This window comes from Streptomyces sp. NPDC033174 (genome assembly GCF_055577795.1).
The window spans coordinates 370,140-386,348 of the sequence record NZ_JBVIPQ010000008.1 but is presented as its reverse complement, the minus strand read 5'-3'; the positions used below and the strand labels follow the sequence as shown (position 1 = coordinate 386,348).

The following is a 16,209-nucleotide window of genomic DNA, read 5'->3' as shown; positions in this document are numbered from 1 at the left end:
CCCCCCCCCCCCCCCCCCCCCCCCCCCCCCCCCCCCCCCCCCCCCCCCCCCCCCCCCCCCCCCCCCCCCCCCCCCCCCCCCCCCCCCCCCCCCCGGGCCCGGGCCGCCAGCAGGATCGGAAGCATGCTCTGGTCCGACCCGAAGAACGAACCGCCCAAAGAGATGCGGGACATGCAGGCGATGCTGCGCCGCGCGGGGATCCTGCTGGCCCTGGCGATGGTGGTCGCGATGTTCGTGGCGGGCATGCGCTGAGCCGCGACCCGGAGCCGCGGCGTTCGCGGCGGGCACGCGCTGAGCCCCGACCCGGAGCCGCGGCGTTCGCGGCGGGCACGCGCTGACCCGGACCCACCCCAGGACCCCCCACCGCGATTCCCCCGGCCGGGCGGCGCTCGTTACCCTGCCTCACATGACTGCCGCAGCACGCCGCCTCGTCCTCGCCTCCGCCTCCCCGGCCCGGCTGAACCTGCTCAAGCAGGCCGGCCTCGCCCCCGAGGTGATCGTCAGCGGTGTCGACGAGGACGCGCTCACCGCGCCCACACCGGCGGAGCTCGCGCTCGTGCTCGCCCAGGCCAAGGCCGAGGCCGTCGCCGCACGGCCCGAGGCCGCCGGGGCACTGCTCATCGGCTGCGACTCCGTACTCGAACTCGACGGCGAGGCCCTCGGCAAGCCGGCCGACGCGGAGGAGGCCACCGCCCGCTGGAAGGCGATGCGGGGCCGTGAGGGCGTCCTGCAGACCGGCCACTGCGTGATCGACACGACCACCGGCCGCCGCGCCTCGGCCACCGCCTCCACCACGGTCCGCTTCGGCGAGCCGACCGACGCGGAGATCGCCGCCTACGTGGCCAGCGGCGAACCCCTCCACGTGGCCGGCGCCTTCACCCTGGACGGGCGCTCGGCGCCCTTCGTGGACGGCATCGACGGTGACCCGGGCAATGTGATCGGCCTTTCGCTTCCGCTGCTGCGCCGACTGCTCGCCGAGCTGGAGATCTCGATCACCGACCTCTGGCACTGAGCGGCGATCGTCTACGCCGGAGCCGCGACCTGCTCTCCGGGTCCGGTTCCGGACTCCGTCTCGTCGGTGCCCCGCGACCCGTACGCCACCAGCGTCAGCACGATCAGCCCCAGCACCACCATCAGGTACGCGAACACGGCCCAGCCAAGCAGCCCCACGGCGACCGCGCCGAGCACCCCGTGGACGACCGCACACCCGATCAGCAGGATGCGGACGGGACGGGCCGGGGCACGGTCGCGCAGGCCGGTGTAGAAGACCGTTACGGCGCACAGGGCGAGGAAGAGGCCCGAGACGATGCCCATCACCCAGGTGCCGGTCACCATCGCGTCGGGGTCCAGGCCGTCCAGCGACATCGTCTGCGCGTCCACGAACCGCGCCATGATCCCGTTGATCGCCACGATGCCCACCGCTTCCAGGAGCAGCACGAGCGCCGTGACGAGTGCTATCGGTCTGCGGGCCACGTGGGCCACCCCCTGAAACCTGCGTTACCTGCAGTACGGACGACGACCCGCAGGCTACTAACGGGTAAACCTTCGGACAAGGGTCCGGACCGCCCAGATCCACCGGCAAAGAATCATTGAGCCATTCGTAGGGACTCAACAAAGAAACACCACCGCCCGCTGACCGGCCCAACAGAGACCTTGGCCACACCGCAGAGTTACTGTGCAGTCAACGAACCCTGCGTACCGTGGTGCCACAAGGGATTTCGCGAGCCGAGCGAGTCCTGAATCACGCTCCGTGTGGGGAAGCTCACCATTGGGGACGGGTCGTAAGGCCGTGTCGGCTGTCCCTAAACTCAGCGTGTTCTGGGAAGTCATCGGCGCGGTGACCCGTCGAGCACCCTGGCTCGGGTGGATCCGGCCGGGGGTCCGGGGGTCGATCCCCCGGAGAAAACTGCAAGGAGGGAGCCATCGTGCGCAAGGTGCTCATCGCCAACCGTGGCGAAATCGCTGTCCGTGTCGCCCGTGCCTGCCGGGATGCCGGGATCGCCAGCGTAGCCGTCTACGCCGACCCGGACCGGGACGCACTGCATGTACGCGCGGCCGACGAGGCGTTCGCCCTGGGCGGTGACACCCCGGCCGCCAGCTATCTGGACATGGCCAAGGTGCTGCAGGCCGCGAAGGACTCGGGGGCGGACGCGATCCACCCCGGATACGGGTTCCTGTCCGAGAACGCCGAGTTCGCCCAGGCCGTGATCGACGCCGGGCTGACCTGGATCGGCCCGCCGCCGCAGGCGATCCGCGACCTCGGCGACAAGGTGGCGGCCCGTCACATCGCCCAGCGTGCCGGTGCCCCGCTCGTCGCGGGCACCCCCGACCCGGTCTCGGGCGCCGACGAGGTCGTCGCGTTCGCCCAGGAGCACGGTCTGCCGATCGCGATCAAGGCCGCCTTCGGTGGCGGTGGCCGGGGTCTGAAGGTCGCCCGGACGCTGGAAGAGGTTCCGGAGCTGTACGACTCGGCGGTCCGCGAGGCCGTCGCCGCGTTCGGCCGGGGCGAGTGCTTCGTCGAGCGGTACCTGGACAAGCCCCGCCACGTCGAGACCCAGTGCCTGGCCGACAGCCACGGCAACGTCGTCGTCGTGTCGACCCGTGACTGCTCGCTCCAGCGCCGCCACCAGAAGCTCGTGGAGGAGGCCCCCGCGCCCTTCCTGAGCGAGGAGCAGAACGCCCAGCTGTACGCCGCGTCGAAGGCCATCCTCAAGGAGGCCGGCTATGTCGGCGCCGGCACGGTGGAGTTCCTCGTGGGTGTCGACGGCACAATCTCCTTCCTGGAGGTCAACACCCGTCTCCAGGTGGAGCACCCGGTCACCGAGGAGGTCACCGGCATCGACCTGGTCCGTGAGATGTTCCGGATCGCCGACGGCGAGGAGCTCGGCTACGGCGACCCGGCCGTGCGCGGGCACTCCTTCGAGTTCCGTATCAACGGCGAGGACCCGGGCCGCGGCTTCCTTCCGGCCCCCGGTACGGTCACGGTCTTCGACCCGCCGTCCGGCCCCGGTGTCCGTCTGGACGCGGGTGTCGAGTCCGGCTCGGTCATCGGCCCGGCGTGGGACTCGCTCCTCGCCAAGCTCATCGTGACGGGTGCGACGCGTCAGCAGGCCCTGCAGCGCGCGGCGCGCGCCCTGGCGGAGTTCAAGGTGGAGGGCATGGCCACCGCCATCCCCTTCCACCAGGCCGTCGTCGTCGACCCGGCGTTCACCGCGGACCCCTTCCGGGTCCACACCCGCTGGATCGAGACCGAGTTCGTCAACGAGATCAAGCCGTTCTCGACCGGTGTCGCCGACGCGGACGAGGACGAGAGCGGCCGCGAGACGATCGTCGTCGAGGTCGGCGGCAAGCGCCTCGAGGTCTCGCTGCCGTCGTCGCTCGGTATGACCCTCGCGCGTACGGGCCTCGCTGCCGGTGCGAAGCCGAAGCGCCGCGCGGCCAAGAAGTCGTCGGCCGCCGCTTCCGGTGACACCTTGGCGTCCCCGATGCAGGGCACGATCGTCAAGGTCGCCGTCGAGGAGGGCCAGGAGGTCAAGGAGGGCGACCTGATCGTCGTCCTCGAGGCGATGAAGATGGAGCAGCCGCTGAACGCGCACCGCTCCGGCACGGTCAAGGGCCTCACGGCCGAGGTCGGCGGGTCGGTCACCTCCGGCGCCGCGATCTGCGAGATCAAGGACTGACGTCCGGCCGCGTCGGCGTCACGTACGCACAAGGGGCCCGCAGGCCGGACAGCCTGCGGGCCCCTCGGCGTAGGCACGATGGCATCCTGGAAGGAGCCGGAGCGAGGAGGCCGTGACCATGGCGGGTACGACGGGTGCGACGCGGCCCATGCGTGCCGACGCGCGCCGCAATTACGAGCGGCTCGTCGACGAGGCCCGCTCGGCCTTCGCGGAACACGGCACGGACGCCTCCCTCGAGGACGTGGCGCGCCGCGCGGGCGTCGGGATCGGCACGCTGTACCGGCACTTCCCCAACCGTCACGCGCTGATGAACGCGGTCTTCCAGGAGGCCCTCACAGCCCTCCTCCAGCGCTCGCACGACCTGGCGGCGGCGGGAGACCCCTGCACTGCGCTCGTGAAGTGGCTGCGGGCCATCATCACTCATGCGGGTGAGTACCGGGGCTTGGCGCGGGCTCTCATGTCGGCGTCGTACGACGAGAGTTCGGCGCTCTCGCAGTGCAGCGTGCCGATGCGCGCGGCGGGCGAGCGCCTGCTGGTCCGTGCTCAAGAGGCGGGCGCGGTCCGCGCGGACGTGTCGATCGGCGATCTGATGCAGCTGACGAACGCGATCGCCCTGGCGGCGGAACAGAACCCGGCCGACCGCGAGTTGGCGGACCGGCTGCTGACCCTGACCCTGCGGGGCCTCAAGACGTGAGACCGGCGCGGTGCCACGGGCTTGAGGCCGACCGGCGCGACGCGGCTCAACGGCCCCTCACGTTCTCGAGCCCCTGAGCAGGCCCGAGAACGTCGCACTGCGGCAGGGCCGCGCGCCCGTGGCGCACGGCTGCCCCCAGCGTCTCCCCCGGAAGCCCGGCGCACCCCCGCGGCCTCAGCGGCGGCGCAGGTCCGCCACCCGGGCCCTCTCCTGGGCCGGCTCCGGGGCCAGGGACGCCGTCGCCGCGCTCCTCAGCCGCTCTCCCGGGTGCCGGGCGCGCTGGCCGGGGAGGGGGACGTCCCGGCGGGGCTGACGCCCCGGCGGGGCCGCTTCCGCGGGTCCCGGTCCCGCCACCGCGATCTGCACGCCCTGGTCGGCCAGCGCCTGCAACTCCGTGGCCGCGCGGTCGTCGTGCACGGGGGGCTCGTCCGTCACCAGCCGGGTGATCACGTCCGTCGGCACCGTCTGGAACATCGTGTCGGTGCCGAGCTTGGTGTGGTCGGCCAGCACCACGACCTCCGCCGCCGCCTGCACCAGCGCCCGGTCCACGCTCGCGGAGAGCATGTTGGACGTGGACAGGCCGCGCTCCGCGGTGAGTCCGCTCCCCGAGAGGAACGCCCGCGAGACCCGCAGGCCCTGGAGGGACTGCTCGGCCCCGCTACCCACCAGCGCGTAGTTGGAGCCGCGCAGGGTGCCGCCGGTCATGACGACCTCGACCCGGTTGGCATGGGCCAGGGCCTGCGCCACCAGCAGGGAGTTGGTGACGACGGTCAGTCCGGGGATCCTCGCGAGCCGGCGGGCCAGCTCCTGCGTGGTCGTTCCGGCGCCGACCACGATGGCCTCGCCCTCTTCGACGAGGCTCGCGGCGAGATCGGCGATGGCCGTCTTCTCCGCCGTCGCGAGATGGGATTTCTGCGGAAAGCCGGATTCTCGCGTGAAGCCGCCCGGCAGTACCGCACCGCCGTGCCGGCGGTCGAGGAGTCCTTCTGCCTCCAGCGCCCGCACGTCCCGCCGTACGGTCACTTCGGAGGTCTGGACTACGCGGGCGAGCTCACGGAGCGACACGGCCCCATTGGCTCGCACCATTTCGAGGATCAATTGACGACGTTCTGCAGCGAACACGAAACTGACAGTAACCCCAGCAGCCGATACTTTTCAGCAGTTTGCGCCGAATAAGCGAAGTTGTGCACGGACGGGGCCGCCGAGTGGTATGGACGGCCCCGTACGTGTCAGGACTTACCCGCTCTTCGCCGCCCCCGGCGGCCGGGTCACGCCTCGCCGGTGGCCTTGCGGGTGTGCAACTGCCGTGCGACCTCGGCGATCGAGCCCGACAGGGACGGGTACACGGTGAAGGCGTTCGCGATCTGCTCGACGGTCAGATTGTTGTCGACCGCGATCGAGATCGGGTGGATCAGTTCGCTCGCGCGCGGGGCGACGACACAGCCGCCGACGATGATCCCCGTACCCGGACGGCAGAACAGCTTCACGAAACCGTCCCGGATGCCCTGCATCTTGGCGCGCGGGTTGCGCAGCAGCGGCAGCTTGACGACGCGGGCGTCGATCTTGCCGCCGTCGACGTCGGCCTGCGTGTAGCCGACGGTGGCGATCTCCGGGTCGGTGAAGACGTTCGAGGAGACCGTCTTGAGGTTGAGCGGCGCGACCGCGTCGCCCAGGAAGTGGTACATCGCGATCCGGCCCTGCATCGCGGCGACCGAGGCCAGCGCGAAGACACCGGTGACGTCACCCGCCGCGTACACGCCCGGCGCGGTCGTGCGGGAGACCTTGTCGGTCCAGATGTGGCCCGAGTCCTTGAGCCGGACCCCGGCCTCCTCCAGGCCCATCCCGGCCGAGTTGGGGATGGCACCGACGGCCATCAGGCAGTGCGTGCCGGAGATGACCCGGCCGTCGGAGAGGGTGACCTCCACCCGGTCGCCGACCCGTTTGGCGGACTCGGCGCGGGAGCGGGCCATGACGTTCATGCCCCGGCGCCGGAAGACGTCCTCGAGGACGGCGGCCGCGTCCGGGTCCTCGCCGGGGAGCACCCGGTCGCGCGAGGAGACGAGCGTGACCCGCGATCCGAGGGCCTGGTAGGCGCCCGCGAACTCGGCGCCCGTCACACCGGAACCGACCACGATGAGCTCCTCGGGGAGCTCGGTCAGGTCGTAGACCTGGGTCCAGTTCAGGATCCGCTCGCCGTCCGGCTGCGCGTCGGGGATCTCGCGCGGGTGGCCGCCGGTCGCGATCAGCACGGCGTCGGCGGTGAGGGTCTCCTCCGTGCCGTCGGCGGAGCGCACGATCACCTGGCGCGAGCCGTCCATCGCCTGCCGGCCCGACAGCCGGCCGCGGCCGCGCAGGACCCGGGCGCCGGCCCGCGTGACGGAGGCGGTGATGTCGTGGGACTGGGCCAGCGCGAGGCGCTTCACCCGTCGGTTGACCTTGCCGAGGTCGACGCCGACGACGCGCGCCGCCTGCTCGATGTGAGGGGTGTCATCGGCGACGATGATGCCCAGCTCCTCGTACGAGGAGTCGAAGGTGGTCATCACCTCGGCCGTCGCGATGAGGGTCTTCGAGGGTACGCAGTCGGTCAGGACGGACGCGCCGCCGAGGCCGTCGCAGTCCACGACGGTCACCTCCGCGCCGAGCTGGGCGGCCACGAGGGCAGCCTCGTATCCGCCGGGTCCGCCGCCGATGATCACGATCCGGGTCACGTGGTTACGCCTCGCGCTCTCGTTCTGCCGGGGGGTGACCCCGCTGGGCTGCAGTGCGTACTCCATTGTCCCGCACGCTTCAAGCAGTCTCGCCCCGGGGGCTCCATCCGGGCTTCCTCCGCTCCGGCGCGTACGGCGTCCCCTCCCGTACCCTCGATCACATGTCGCTCTACGCCGCGTACGCCGGCAACCTCGACGCGCGGCTGATGAGCCGCCGCGCACCCCATTCACCGCTGCGCGGCACCGGATGGCTCAACGGCTGGCGGCTGACCTTCGGCGGCGAGCAGATGGGCTGGGAGGGCGCGCTCGCCACGATCGTGGAGGCGCCGCGCTCCCAGGTCTTCGTCGCGCTCTACGACATCGCGCCGATGGACGAGGACTCCATGGACCGCTGGGAGGGTGTCGGCCTCGACATCTACCGCCGGATGCGGATCCGCGTGGACACGCTGGACGGCGAGGAGCCGGCCTGGGTCTACGTCCTCAACGGCTACGAGGGCGGGCTGCCGTCCGCCCGCTACCTGGGCGAGATCGCGGACGCCGCGGACTCGGCGGGCGCGCCGCACGACTACGTGATGGAACTGCGCAAGCGCCCGTGCTAGCCGTGCGGCCCCGGACCGCCCGTCCCGCCCACGGCCGTCGTCCGCCGGTGTCCACCCCTGTGGGCGGGTCTCGGCCGGTCTCGACGGGTCCTGCCCGCTCTCGGCAGGTCTCGGTCGGTCTCGGCCGGTCTCGGACTGTGAGATGTACCGCGCACCTCTTCCCGAGGCATTCGTGGGAATCGACAAGACAACGATCGCATGTCCGTCAGCATCGTCATCTACGCGCGTAGGCAATCTCGGGCTACGCTCTTGCGCGTACGAAAAACCTCCCGGGGCCGTCCCCGGGCCCCGGCCGGCCAGACCGCGTGCCGGGACGACGTCACTTCCCGAGGCGAGAGACTCAGTGAACGCATCTGCCACCCCGGACAACACCCTGGGCGACCCCCGCACCGCCGCCGACGCCGCCGCCGCGCGTCTGCGCGAGCTGACCGGCGCCGAGACCCACGACGTCGCCCTGGTGATGGGCTCCGGCTGGGCGCCGGCCGTCGACGCGCTCGGCGCTCCCGAGGCCGAGTTCCCGGTCACCGAGCTGCCCGGCTTCCCCCCGCCGGCCGTCGAGGGCCACGGCGGCAAGATCCGCTCGTACAAGATCGGCGACAAGCGCGTCCTGGTCTTCCTCGGCCGTACGCACTTCTACGAGGGCCGCGGCGTCGCCGCCGTCTCGCACGGTGTGCGCACCGCCGTCGCCGCCGGCTGCAAGACCGTCGTGCTGACCAACGGCTGCGGCGGTCTGCGCGAGGGCATGCGCCCCGGCCAGCCGGTGCTCATCAGCGACCACATCAACCTGACGGCCGCCTCGCCGATCATCGGCGCGAACTTCGTCGACCTGACCGACCTCTACTCGCCGCGGCTGCGCGCCCTGTGCAAGGAGGTCGACGAGACCCTCGAAGAGGGCGTGTACGTGCAGTTCCCCGGGCCGCACTACGAGACCCCGGCCGAGATCAACATGGTCCGTGTGCTCGGCGGCGACCTGGTCGGCATGTCCACCGTCCTCGAGGCCATCGCGGCCCGTGAGGCGGGCGCCGAGGTGCTGGGCATCTCCCTCGTCACCAACCTGGCGGCGGGCCTCTCCGGCGAGCCCCTCAACCACGAAGAGGTCCTCCAGGCCGGCCGCGACTCCGCCGCCCGCATGGGCGAGCTGCTGACCCGCGTCCTCGACCGGATCTGAGTTTCCTCCGGATCCGGGTCTCCCCGGATCCGGACTCTCCGTCGGAGCTCCCTCCAGCGGAGCTCTCCGTCGGAGCCCTCTTCCTCCCTCGCGCCACCGTCCCGGGCCACACCGGCCCCGGGCCCCGTACGGCCGGGTCCCCGGTCCGGCGACCGGGGACCCGGCCGCACCCGGTTCCGGGCCCGGGGCGCGCGGAGGCGTCCGCCCCGGCGCGTGGCGAGCCGCTCCGGGCGGCGCGGCGGGGGCAGAGTGGGCCCTTGGGCCCTGAGGCGCATCACGCCCGGCGGGGTACGCGTACCCCTGACACCCGTACGACATCAGGAGGCAGACCACCGTGCAGCAGGACCTCATCGCCCGAGCCGAGGCGTGGCTGGCCGAGGACCCGGACAGCGAGACCCGCGACGAGCTGGCGAAGCTCATCGAATCGCGGGACCTGGACGAACTGACCGTCCGGTTCGGCGGCACGCTGCAGTTCGGCACGGCCGGGCTGCGCGGCGAGCTCGGCGCCGGGCCGATGCGCATGAACCGTTCGGTGGTCATCCGGGCCGCCGCGGGGCTCGCCGCGTATCTGAAGGCCAAGGGACAGAGCGGCGGTCTGGTCGTCATCGGCTATGACGCGCGCTACAAGTCCGAGGACTTCGCCCTGGACACCGCCGCCGTGATGGTGGGCGCCGGGCTGCGCGCGGCGGTACTGCCCCGCCCGCTGCCGACGCCCGTCCTCGCGTACGCCATAAGGCACCTGGGCGCCGTCGCCGGCGTCGAGGTCACCGCCAGCCACAACCCGCCGCGCGACAACGGCTACAAGGTCTACCTCGGCGACGGCTCGCAGATCGTGCCGCCCGCCGACGCGGAGATCGCCGCCGAGATCGCGGCCGTCCGGGCGCTGGCCGACGTGCCGCGCGCGTCCAGCGGATGGGAGATCCTCGGGGACGAGGTCCTGGAGGCCTACCTGGCGCGCACGGACGCCGTCCTGACCCCCGGCTCCCCGCGCACCGCGCGGGTCGTCTACACGGCCATGCACGGCGTCGGCAAGGAGGTCCTGACGGCCGCCTTCGACCGGGCCGGGTTCCCGCCGCCCGCGCTGGTGGCCGAGCAGGCCGATCCGGACCCGGCGTTCCCGACGGTCGCTTTCCCGAACCCGGAGGAGCCGGGCGCCATGGACCTGGCGTTCGAGGCGGCCCGCGCGGTGGATCCCGACATCGTGATCGCCAACGACCCCGACGCGGACCGCTGCGCGGTGGCCGTTCCCGACGACGGCGTCGAGGGCGGCTGGCGGATGCTGCGCGGTGACGAGGTCGGCGCGCTGCTCGCGGCGCACCTGGTGCACAAGGGCGCGCGGGGCGTGTTCGCCGAGTCGATCGTGTCGTCGTCGCTGCTGGGCCGGATCGCCGAGGCGGCCGGCGTCGGCCACGAGGAGACGCTGACCGGCTTCAAGTGGATCGCCCGCGTGGAGGGCCTGCGCTACGGCTACGAGGAGGCGCTGGGCTACTGCGTCGACCCCGAGGGCGTACGCGACAAGGACGGCATCACGGCGGCGCTGACGGTCGCCGAGCTGACGTCCGTACTGAAGGAGCAGGGCCGCACCCTCACGGACCTGCTCGACGACCTGGCGGTCGCGCACGGGCTGCACGCCACCGACCAGCTGTCGGTCCGGGTGGAGGACCTGAGTGTGATCGCCGACGCCATGCGGCGCCTGCGTGAGCGGCCCCCGGTCTCGCTGGCCGGGCTCACCGTCGTGAAGGCGGAGGACCTGGCCGAGGGGTCGCGGGCGCTGCCGCCGACGGACGGTCTGCGGTACTACCTGGAGGGCGAGTTCAAGGCCCGCGTCATCGTCCGCCCGAGCGGCACCGAGCCGAAGCTGAAGTGCTACCTGGAGGTCGTGGTCCCGGTGAACGACGCGAGCGAGCTGACGTCGGCGCGGGCGACCGGCACGCGGGTGCTCACGGACATCAAGCGTGACCTGGCGGCCGCCGCCGGTATCTGACAGCGCGCGCCAGGGGTGTGCCCGTGCGGAGTCCTCCGTACGGGCACACCCCTTTCCGCTGTTCCGCGCCGGGACCACGCTCCCGGACGGGTGAATTCCGTCGGGCGGTCGAGGCAGGTTCCGTGCCGGTCCGGGCGGTGGGGGCGAGGGTGACATCCGGTATCGCACGCCGAATCCCTGGAGCCGCCTCAGTGCCCCCGGTCATCGTTGCCCGCCCCACCGTCCCGGCCTGCCGCGCACCCTTGTCACCGCGCGGCGGCGACGGCGTGCCGCAGCGGGTGCGCGGCGCCCTGCGGCACGCGGCGCCCGCGCTGCTCGGATATCTCGCCGTTCGGCTCCTGGGGCTGCTGGTGCTGGCCCACTGGACGCATCTGAAGGGCCATGGCCTCTGGCCGGTCCTGGCCTCGTCCTGGGACTCCAACTGGTACCTGGAGATCGCCGACCACGGGTACACGCACGAGCTGGGCACCCGTCTCGACCACAACAACCTCGCCTTCTTCCCGCTCTACCCCGCGCTGATCAAGGCCGTCGCCGCGGTGACGCCCGGCTCGCGGGCCTCGGTGGGGCTCGTCCTCGCGGTCGTCTGCTCGCTGGCCGCCGCCTGGGGCGTCTTCGCGGTCGGCGACCGGCTGTACGGGCGGCGGACCGGCGCCGCCCTCGCCCTGCTGTGGGGCGCGCTGCCGGTCGGCGTCGTCCAGTGGATGGGCTACACCGAGTCCCTGTTCACGGCCCTGGCGGCGTGGGCGCTGTACGCGGTGCTGGAGGAGCGGTGGCTCTGGGCCGGCGCGCTCGCGGTCCTGGCCGGACTGACCCGGCCGACGGGCATCGCGGTGGCGGCGGCGGTGGCGGCCGCGGGCCTCCTCGCCTGCCGCCGCGAGCGGGCCGCCCTGCTCGCGGCGGCGATCGCCCCGCTGGGCTGGCTGGCGTACGTGGGGTGGGTTGCCGTGCGGCTCGGGCGCTGGGACGGCTACTTCGCCGTCCAGAGGCTCTGGCGCAACGAATGGGACGGCGGCGCGCGGACCCTGCACGAACTGCGGGACCACCTGGTCTACGGCAAGGACCCGTACCTGTTCCTGGTGGTGGTGTCCGTGGTGCTGGTGACGTCGGTCGTCCTGTACCTGCTCTGCCTGGCCGACCGCCAGCCGGCGGCCCTCCTGGTCTTCACGGGCGTGCTGCTCCTGGTGGTCCTGGGCAGCGGAGGCGTCTACTTTCCCCGCGCCCGGTTCCTGCTGCCCGGCTTCCCCCTGCTGCTCCCGCTGGCCCTGGCGGTCTCCCGTGCCCGCGCCCATGTGGCGGCCCTGGTCCTGACCACGGCGGCCCTGACGTCGGCGTGGCTGGGCGGCTCCATGCTGCTGGTGTGGCCGGGCCCGCCGTGAGCGACCGCGAAGGACCGGGAGAGACCGGGAAAGACCTCAGCCGGTCGCGAGCAGGACCAGCAGCACGACCAGTCCCGCCACCGCCGGGCCGATGACCTCGTACGCCCAGCGGATCTGGATCTCGCCCTGGGCGCCGGCGCGGGTCGCGGAGTGCTCCGCCTGGTCGCGGAGTTCGGCGACCGTGCGGTCGGCCGGCGCCATGCGGGACGCCGTGTCGGTGACGTCGGCGTGGACGGACGTGCGCCCGTGCGGGTCGTCCTGCGCACGCTGGGCCTGCTTGCGGGCGGCGCGCTTGCGCTGGCGCAGCGAGACGGGGATGGACCAGAGCTGGTACTTCGTCCCGTCCCTGGTCAGCACCTCACTGGAGTAGCCGGCGCGGACGTCGGCGACCGTGCTCCACGGCAGTACGAGCGTGCGGAACGGATTGCGCACCCGCAGCCGGTCGTCGTTGGCGAACACCGCGGGCCGGACGGTGAAGGCGACGATCAGCGGCACCGCGAGCAGCAGGACCGCGAGCGCGATCCAGGGAGTGCGCCCCTCGCCGTTGACGAGGGCGTCACCGCCGATCCAGGCGGCGATGGCGAGCAGCAGGACGCCGCCCGCGATTCCGAAGGGCGACCGGAAGACACGGTCGGCGTAGGCCGGCTCGCTCGGTTCGCTCGGTTCGCTCGGCTCGGAGGGCTGCTGGGGGCTCGTCATGGTGCCGATTCTGCCTCACGCCGTCCGAGGGGTGAGATCGGCGTACACGATGATGTTGTCGGGGCGGTGGCCGTCGACCAGATCTCCGCCGCAGGTGATCAGGCGCAGCTCGGGGCGGGTCGTGTCGCCGTAGACCTTCCGGGTCGGGAACGTCTTCTTGCCGACCTGCTCCAGCTCCCGGACGCGGAAGTCGGCGGTGGTTCCGTCGGCGCGCGAGACGCTGATGACGTCACCGATCCTGATCCTGGACACGTTCTTGAGCACCGCGGGCCCCTGTTCGGTGTCGAAGTGGCCGATCAGGACGGCGGGGCCCTTCTCACCGGGCGTGACGCCCTTGTCGTACCAGCCGATCCGGTCGGCGTCGGCGACGGAGGGGACCTCGACGGTGCCGTCGGCGGCGAGGCCGAGCTCCAGTACGGGCCCGGTGTCCACGCCCGCGGCGGGCACCCGTACCCGTACCGGCTTCGAGGCGGGCAGCGGGTGGACGGCCTGCGGTTTCGGGGGCGCGCCGGTCGCCGGGGCGATGTGCGCGGGCGGGGTGGCGGGCGGCGGTGCGCCCTCCGCGCCGCAGCCGGTGAGGGAGGCCGCCGCGGCGAGGACGAGCAGCGGGGCGGCGAGGCGGTGCCTCATGGGTGGCTCCTGCGAACGAGGTGGGCGGGCCGCCGCATTGGGGTGCGACGGCCCGCCGGGGGTGGGGTGGTGCTTCCTGCTCGGGTCATGGGCAGGGTGTGCCCGGCCCAGGAGGCCGGGCAGCCGTGGTGCGGCCGGCCGGTGGGACCGGTCCGCGGCGGCCTGGGTCAGCCGCGCGCCCCCGCCGCACGGCGGCGCAGGGCCATGAAGCCGAGGCCCGCCGCGGCGAGGGAGGCCGCACCCGCGCCGGCCGCGATCAGGGTGCCGTCGCCGCCGTCCTCGCCGAGCTCGGCGCCGGCCGCGACACCGCCGACGGGTACGACGGACGTCTGGGAGGTGCTTCCCTGGGGGGCCTTGTCGGACGGGGCCGCCGGGGTGGCCGGGGCGGCGCCGGCGCCCTTGCCGATGAAGACCGGAGCGCCCTGCTTCTTGCCACCGACGTGGTAGCTGCTGAAGCTGCCGTCCCGCTCGATGACGACCACCGTCTTCTCGTCGTCGTAGTGGAAGACGCTGCGGACGCCGTCGACGTAGAAGAAGCCGCTGCCCTTGCCGTTCTCGATCCGCTGGAGACCGAACCGGCCGTTCTTCTCGGCCAGTTCGAGGACCGTGCCGTTGGCCAGCTTGTACCGGCCCGGCTTGCCGCCGGGGACGGAGTTGCCGATCCAGTGCAGCGTCTTGCCCTGCGGGTAGAGCACCAGGAAGCTGCCGTTGTTCTGGCCGGCCACCGGGCGAGAGGTGGCGTCGAGGACACCGATGGAGTGGCCGTTCACGAAGGACTCGGCGCGGTGGTGGAAGTCACCGACCTTGTAGATCTTGACGACGGTGCCGTCGGAAAGCTTCTCGGTGCGTACGAGGGTGCCCTTGCCGTCCGCCGGCTCCTTGCCGGTGACGCTGCCGTCGGTGTGCAGGACGAACTCGATGCCCTTGACCGTGGCCCGGCCCTCCTTGCCCCCGCCGGCGAACAGCCGGGTCAGCTCGCGCGAGCCGTTCTCCGTGATGGTGGCGACGAAACGACCCGGCTCGCTGGTGTAGACGCGGACGAACAGGCCCTTGCCGAAGCTCCGGTTCAGGATGATCTCACCCTGGGGCAGCCCGTCGGGGGTCCGGACGCTGACGATGGACCCGTCCGGGAAGAACTCCACGCCCACCCGGAGGAACTGGCCCTGAACGGTGTTCTTCCCACTGGTCAGGCTGCCGAGCGGCTGCTTACCCAGGAAGAACTCGGCGACGAACGGACCCTTGGCGGTCTTGTAGACCTCGGCGGTCACTCCGTCGAGGAGCTCGTCGGTGCGGACGTGCTCGCGCTCCGGGGTGGGAGCGGCGACGGCCGGCGCCGTGCCGTCCGCGGCGAAGGCGGATCCGGCGGTGAGGGCCGGGGTGATCGCGACGCCGGCGAGGACGGCGGTGGCGATGGCGGTGCGAAGGGCGGTGCGCATAACGACTCCTGGGAATCAGGCAGTTGGATGAGGAGAGCCGCATGCCGCCTGCTCGTTCGGAGTGGGGCCGTGTGAGGTGGGGCGGGGCTGCAGGAAGAAATTTAATGATCTTGCGTAGAGGAGTTGTCCGCTCCATGTCACAGGCATGTGACAGGACTCACTCCACCCGCGACCACCTGCGACTTCGCCTCCTTGGAAAGCCGGGGACTGTACAGGTCGCTACGCGCGTAGATATGCTCGACTGGTGACCATGCCCACTGCATCCTCCCCCACGGCCTTCGGCGTGGGAGGTACTCCACTCGCCGACGTGACCGCGTCCGACAGCACGCTGCGTCGCTTCCTCCACGGGCTGCCCGGCGTCGACGCCGTCGGCCTGGAGGCTCGCGCCGCGGCGCTCGGCACGCGTTCGATCAAGACCACCGCCAAGGCGTACGCCATCGACCTGGCCATCTCCATGATCGACCTGACGACGCTCGAAGGCGCGGACACCCCGGGCAAGGTCCGGGCCCTCGCCGCCAAGGCCGTCAACCCCGACCCGACCGACCGTACGACCCCGAAGACCGCCGCGGTCTGCGTCTACCCGGACATGGTGGCCACCGCCAAGGCCGCCCTGAACGGCGCGGACGTGAAGGTCGCCTCCGTCGCCACCGCCTTCCCGGCCGGCCGCGCCGCGCTCCCCGTGAAGCTCGCGGACGTCCGTGACGCCGTGGCCGCGGGCGCCGACGAGATCGACATGGTGATCGACCGCGGGGCCTTCCTCGCCGGGAGGTACCTGGAGACCTTCGAGCTCATCACGGCCGTGAAGGCCGAGTGCGGCCCCGCCCGCCTCAAGGTGATCTTCGAGACCGGCGAGCTGTCGACGTACGACAACATCCGCCGCGCCTCCTGGATCGGCATGATGGCCGGCGCCGACTTCATCAAGACCTCGACCGGCAAGGTCGCGGTCAACGCCACCCCGGCGAACACGCTCCTCATGCTGGAGGCCGTGCGCGACTTCCGCGCGCAGACCGGCGTCCAGGTGGGCGTGAAGCCCGCGGGCGGCATCCGCACCACCAAGGACGCCATCAAGTTCCTGGTGCTGGTCAACGAGACCGCGGGCGAGGACTGGCTGGACAACCACTGGTTCCGCTTCGGCGCCTCCTCGCTGCTGAACGACCTGCTCATGCAGCGTCAGAAGCTGGCGACCGGCCGCTACTCCGGCCCTGACTACGTGACGGTGGACTGAGACCCCATGA

The 16,209-nt window shown here is 72.2% G+C and carries 15 protein-coding genes; 9 read left to right on the top strand and 6 right to left on the bottom strand.

Features of this window, described 5'->3' with window-relative positions; genetic code table 11:
• Nucleotides 1-123 precede the first annotated feature (123 nt).
• Nucleotides 124-252, top strand: coding sequence for a morphogenic membrane protein MmpB (mmpB, locus tag ACZ5VC_RS26140; protein ID WP_468708055.1), 129 nt, complete (start codon nt 124-126; stop codon nt 250-252).
• A gap of 154 nt (nt 253-406) precedes the next feature.
• Entirely contained in the window at nt 407-1,012 is a 606-nt protein-coding gene (locus tag ACZ5VC_RS26135) for a nucleoside triphosphate pyrophosphatase (protein WP_469122429.1), read from the top strand.
• 11 nt (nt 1,013-1,023) lie between these two features.
• On the opposite strand, the gene ACZ5VC_RS26130 is transcribed toward ACZ5VC_RS26135, so the two are convergent.
• Nucleotides 1,024-1,482, bottom strand: a complete 459-nt coding sequence (locus ACZ5VC_RS26130; RefSeq protein ID WP_469122428.1) for a hypothetical protein — start codon at nt 1,480-1,482, stop codon at nt 1,024-1,026.
• Between the two features lie 443 nt (nt 1,483-1,925).
• Between ACZ5VC_RS26130 and ACZ5VC_RS26125 the strand changes: the two genes are divergently transcribed.
• Both ACZ5VC_RS26125 and ACZ5VC_RS26120 read left to right on the top strand, forming a co-directional pair.
• Complete coding sequence (locus tag ACZ5VC_RS26125) at nt 1,926-3,680, top strand: acetyl/propionyl/methylcrotonyl-CoA carboxylase subunit alpha (RefSeq protein ID WP_469122427.1); 1,755 nt, start codon at nt 1,926-1,928, stop codon at nt 3,678-3,680.
• Between the two features lie 118 nt (nt 3,681-3,798).
• A complete protein-coding gene (locus ACZ5VC_RS26120) occupies nt 3,799-4,374 on the top strand; it encodes a TetR/AcrR family transcriptional regulator (protein ID WP_469122426.1) in 576 nt (191 codons plus the stop codon).
• 174 nt (nt 4,375-4,548) lie between these two features.
• Here the strand turns inward: ACZ5VC_RS26120 and ACZ5VC_RS26115 are convergent, their stop codons facing one another.
• Nucleotides 4,549-5,460 carry a DeoR/GlpR family DNA-binding transcription regulator gene (locus tag ACZ5VC_RS26115; protein ID WP_469122446.1) on the bottom strand — a complete coding sequence of 304 codons (912 nt, stop codon included), beginning with the start codon at nt 5,458-5,460 and terminating at the stop codon, nt 4,549-4,551.
• A gap of 182 nt (nt 5,461-5,642) precedes the next feature.
• The gene (locus ACZ5VC_RS26110) at nt 5,643-7,082 is read right to left on the bottom strand and encodes an NAD(P)H-quinone dehydrogenase (RefSeq protein WP_469122445.1); all 1,440 of its coding nucleotides are present in this window, start codon (nt 7,080-7,082) and stop codon (nt 5,643-5,645) included.
• 161 nt (nt 7,083-7,243) lie between these two features.
• On the opposite strand from ACZ5VC_RS26110, the gene ACZ5VC_RS26105 reads away from it, so the two are divergent.
• From ACZ5VC_RS26105 to ACZ5VC_RS26090, 4 genes are all read left to right on the top strand, one after another.
• On the top strand, nt 7,244-7,681 hold the full coding sequence (locus ACZ5VC_RS26105; RefSeq protein ID WP_468708064.1) for a gamma-glutamylcyclotransferase family protein: 438 nt from the start codon (nt 7,244-7,246) through the stop codon (nt 7,679-7,681).
• A 343-nt stretch (nt 7,682-8,024) separates the two neighbouring features.
• A complete protein-coding gene (locus ACZ5VC_RS26100) occupies nt 8,025-8,849 on the top strand; it encodes a purine-nucleoside phosphorylase (RefSeq protein WP_468708066.1) in 825 nt (274 codons plus the stop codon).
• A 334-nt stretch (nt 8,850-9,183) separates the two neighbouring features.
• On the top strand, nt 9,184-10,833 hold the full coding sequence (locus tag ACZ5VC_RS26095; RefSeq protein WP_469122425.1) for a phospho-sugar mutase: 1,650 nt from the start codon (nt 9,184-9,186) through the stop codon (nt 10,831-10,833).
• 191 nt (nt 10,834-11,024) lie between these two features.
• The gene (locus tag ACZ5VC_RS26090; RefSeq protein ID WP_469122424.1) at nt 11,025-12,209 is read left to right on the top strand and encodes a glycosyltransferase 87 family protein; all 1,185 of its coding nucleotides are present in this window, start codon (nt 11,025-11,027) and stop codon (nt 12,207-12,209) included.
• Nucleotides 12,210-12,245: 36 nt separating this feature from the next.
• On the opposite strand, the gene ACZ5VC_RS26085 is transcribed toward ACZ5VC_RS26090, so the two are convergent.
• From ACZ5VC_RS26085 to ACZ5VC_RS26075, 3 genes are all read right to left on the bottom strand, one after another.
• A complete protein-coding gene (locus ACZ5VC_RS26085; RefSeq protein ID WP_469122423.1) occupies nt 12,246-12,908 on the bottom strand; it encodes a PH domain-containing protein in 663 nt (220 codons plus the stop codon).
• Between the two features lie 15 nt (nt 12,909-12,923).
• Nucleotides 12,924-13,538, bottom strand: coding sequence for a class F sortase (locus tag ACZ5VC_RS26080; RefSeq protein ID WP_469122422.1), 615 nt, complete (start codon nt 13,536-13,538; stop codon nt 12,924-12,926).
• A gap of 167 nt (nt 13,539-13,705) precedes the next feature.
• On the bottom strand, nt 13,706-14,974 hold the full coding sequence (locus tag ACZ5VC_RS26075; RefSeq protein WP_469122421.1) for a hypothetical protein: 1,269 nt from the start codon (nt 14,972-14,974) through the stop codon (nt 13,706-13,708).
• 250 nt (nt 14,975-15,224) lie between these two features.
• On the opposite strand from ACZ5VC_RS26075, the gene deoC reads away from it, so the two are divergent.
• Nucleotides 15,225-16,199, top strand: coding sequence for a deoxyribose-phosphate aldolase (deoC, locus tag ACZ5VC_RS26070; RefSeq protein WP_469122420.1), 975 nt, complete (start codon nt 15,225-15,227; stop codon nt 16,197-16,199).
• Nucleotides 16,200-16,209 lie beyond the last annotated feature (10 nt).

Bases quoted from the DNA above. Each gene is read 5' to 3' on its own strand.
- mmpB (WP_468708055.1), top strand. From the start codon at position 124: ATGCTCTGGTCCGACCCGAAGAACGAACCGCCCAAAGAGATGCGGGAC.
- ACZ5VC_RS26135 (WP_469122429.1), top strand. From the start codon at position 407: ATGACTGCCGCAGCACGCCGCCTCGTCCTCGCCTCCGCCTCCCCGGCC.
- ACZ5VC_RS26120 (WP_469122426.1), top strand. From the start codon at position 3,799: ATGGCGGGTACGACGGGTGCGACGCGGCCCATGCGTGCCGACGCGCGC.
- ACZ5VC_RS26115 (WP_469122446.1), bottom strand. From the start codon at position 5,460: ATGGTGCGAGCCAATGGGGCCGTGTCGCTCCGTGAGCTCGCCCGCGTA.
- ACZ5VC_RS26105 (WP_468708064.1), top strand. From the start codon at position 7,244: ATGTCGCTCTACGCCGCGTACGCCGGCAACCTCGACGCGCGGCTGATG.
- ACZ5VC_RS26085 (WP_469122423.1), bottom strand. From the start codon at position 12,908: ATGACGAGCCCCCAGCAGCCCTCCGAGCCGAGCGAACCGAGCGAACCG.
- ACZ5VC_RS26080 (WP_469122422.1), bottom strand. From the start codon at position 13,538: ATGAGGCACCGCCTCGCCGCCCCGCTGCTCGTCCTCGCCGCGGCGGCC.
- ACZ5VC_RS26075 (WP_469122421.1), bottom strand. From the start codon at position 14,974: ATGCGCACCGCCCTTCGCACCGCCATCGCCACCGCCGTCCTCGCCGGC.
- deoC (WP_469122420.1), top strand. From the start codon at position 15,225: ATGCCCACTGCATCCTCCCCCACGGCCTTCGGCGTGGGAGGTACTCCA.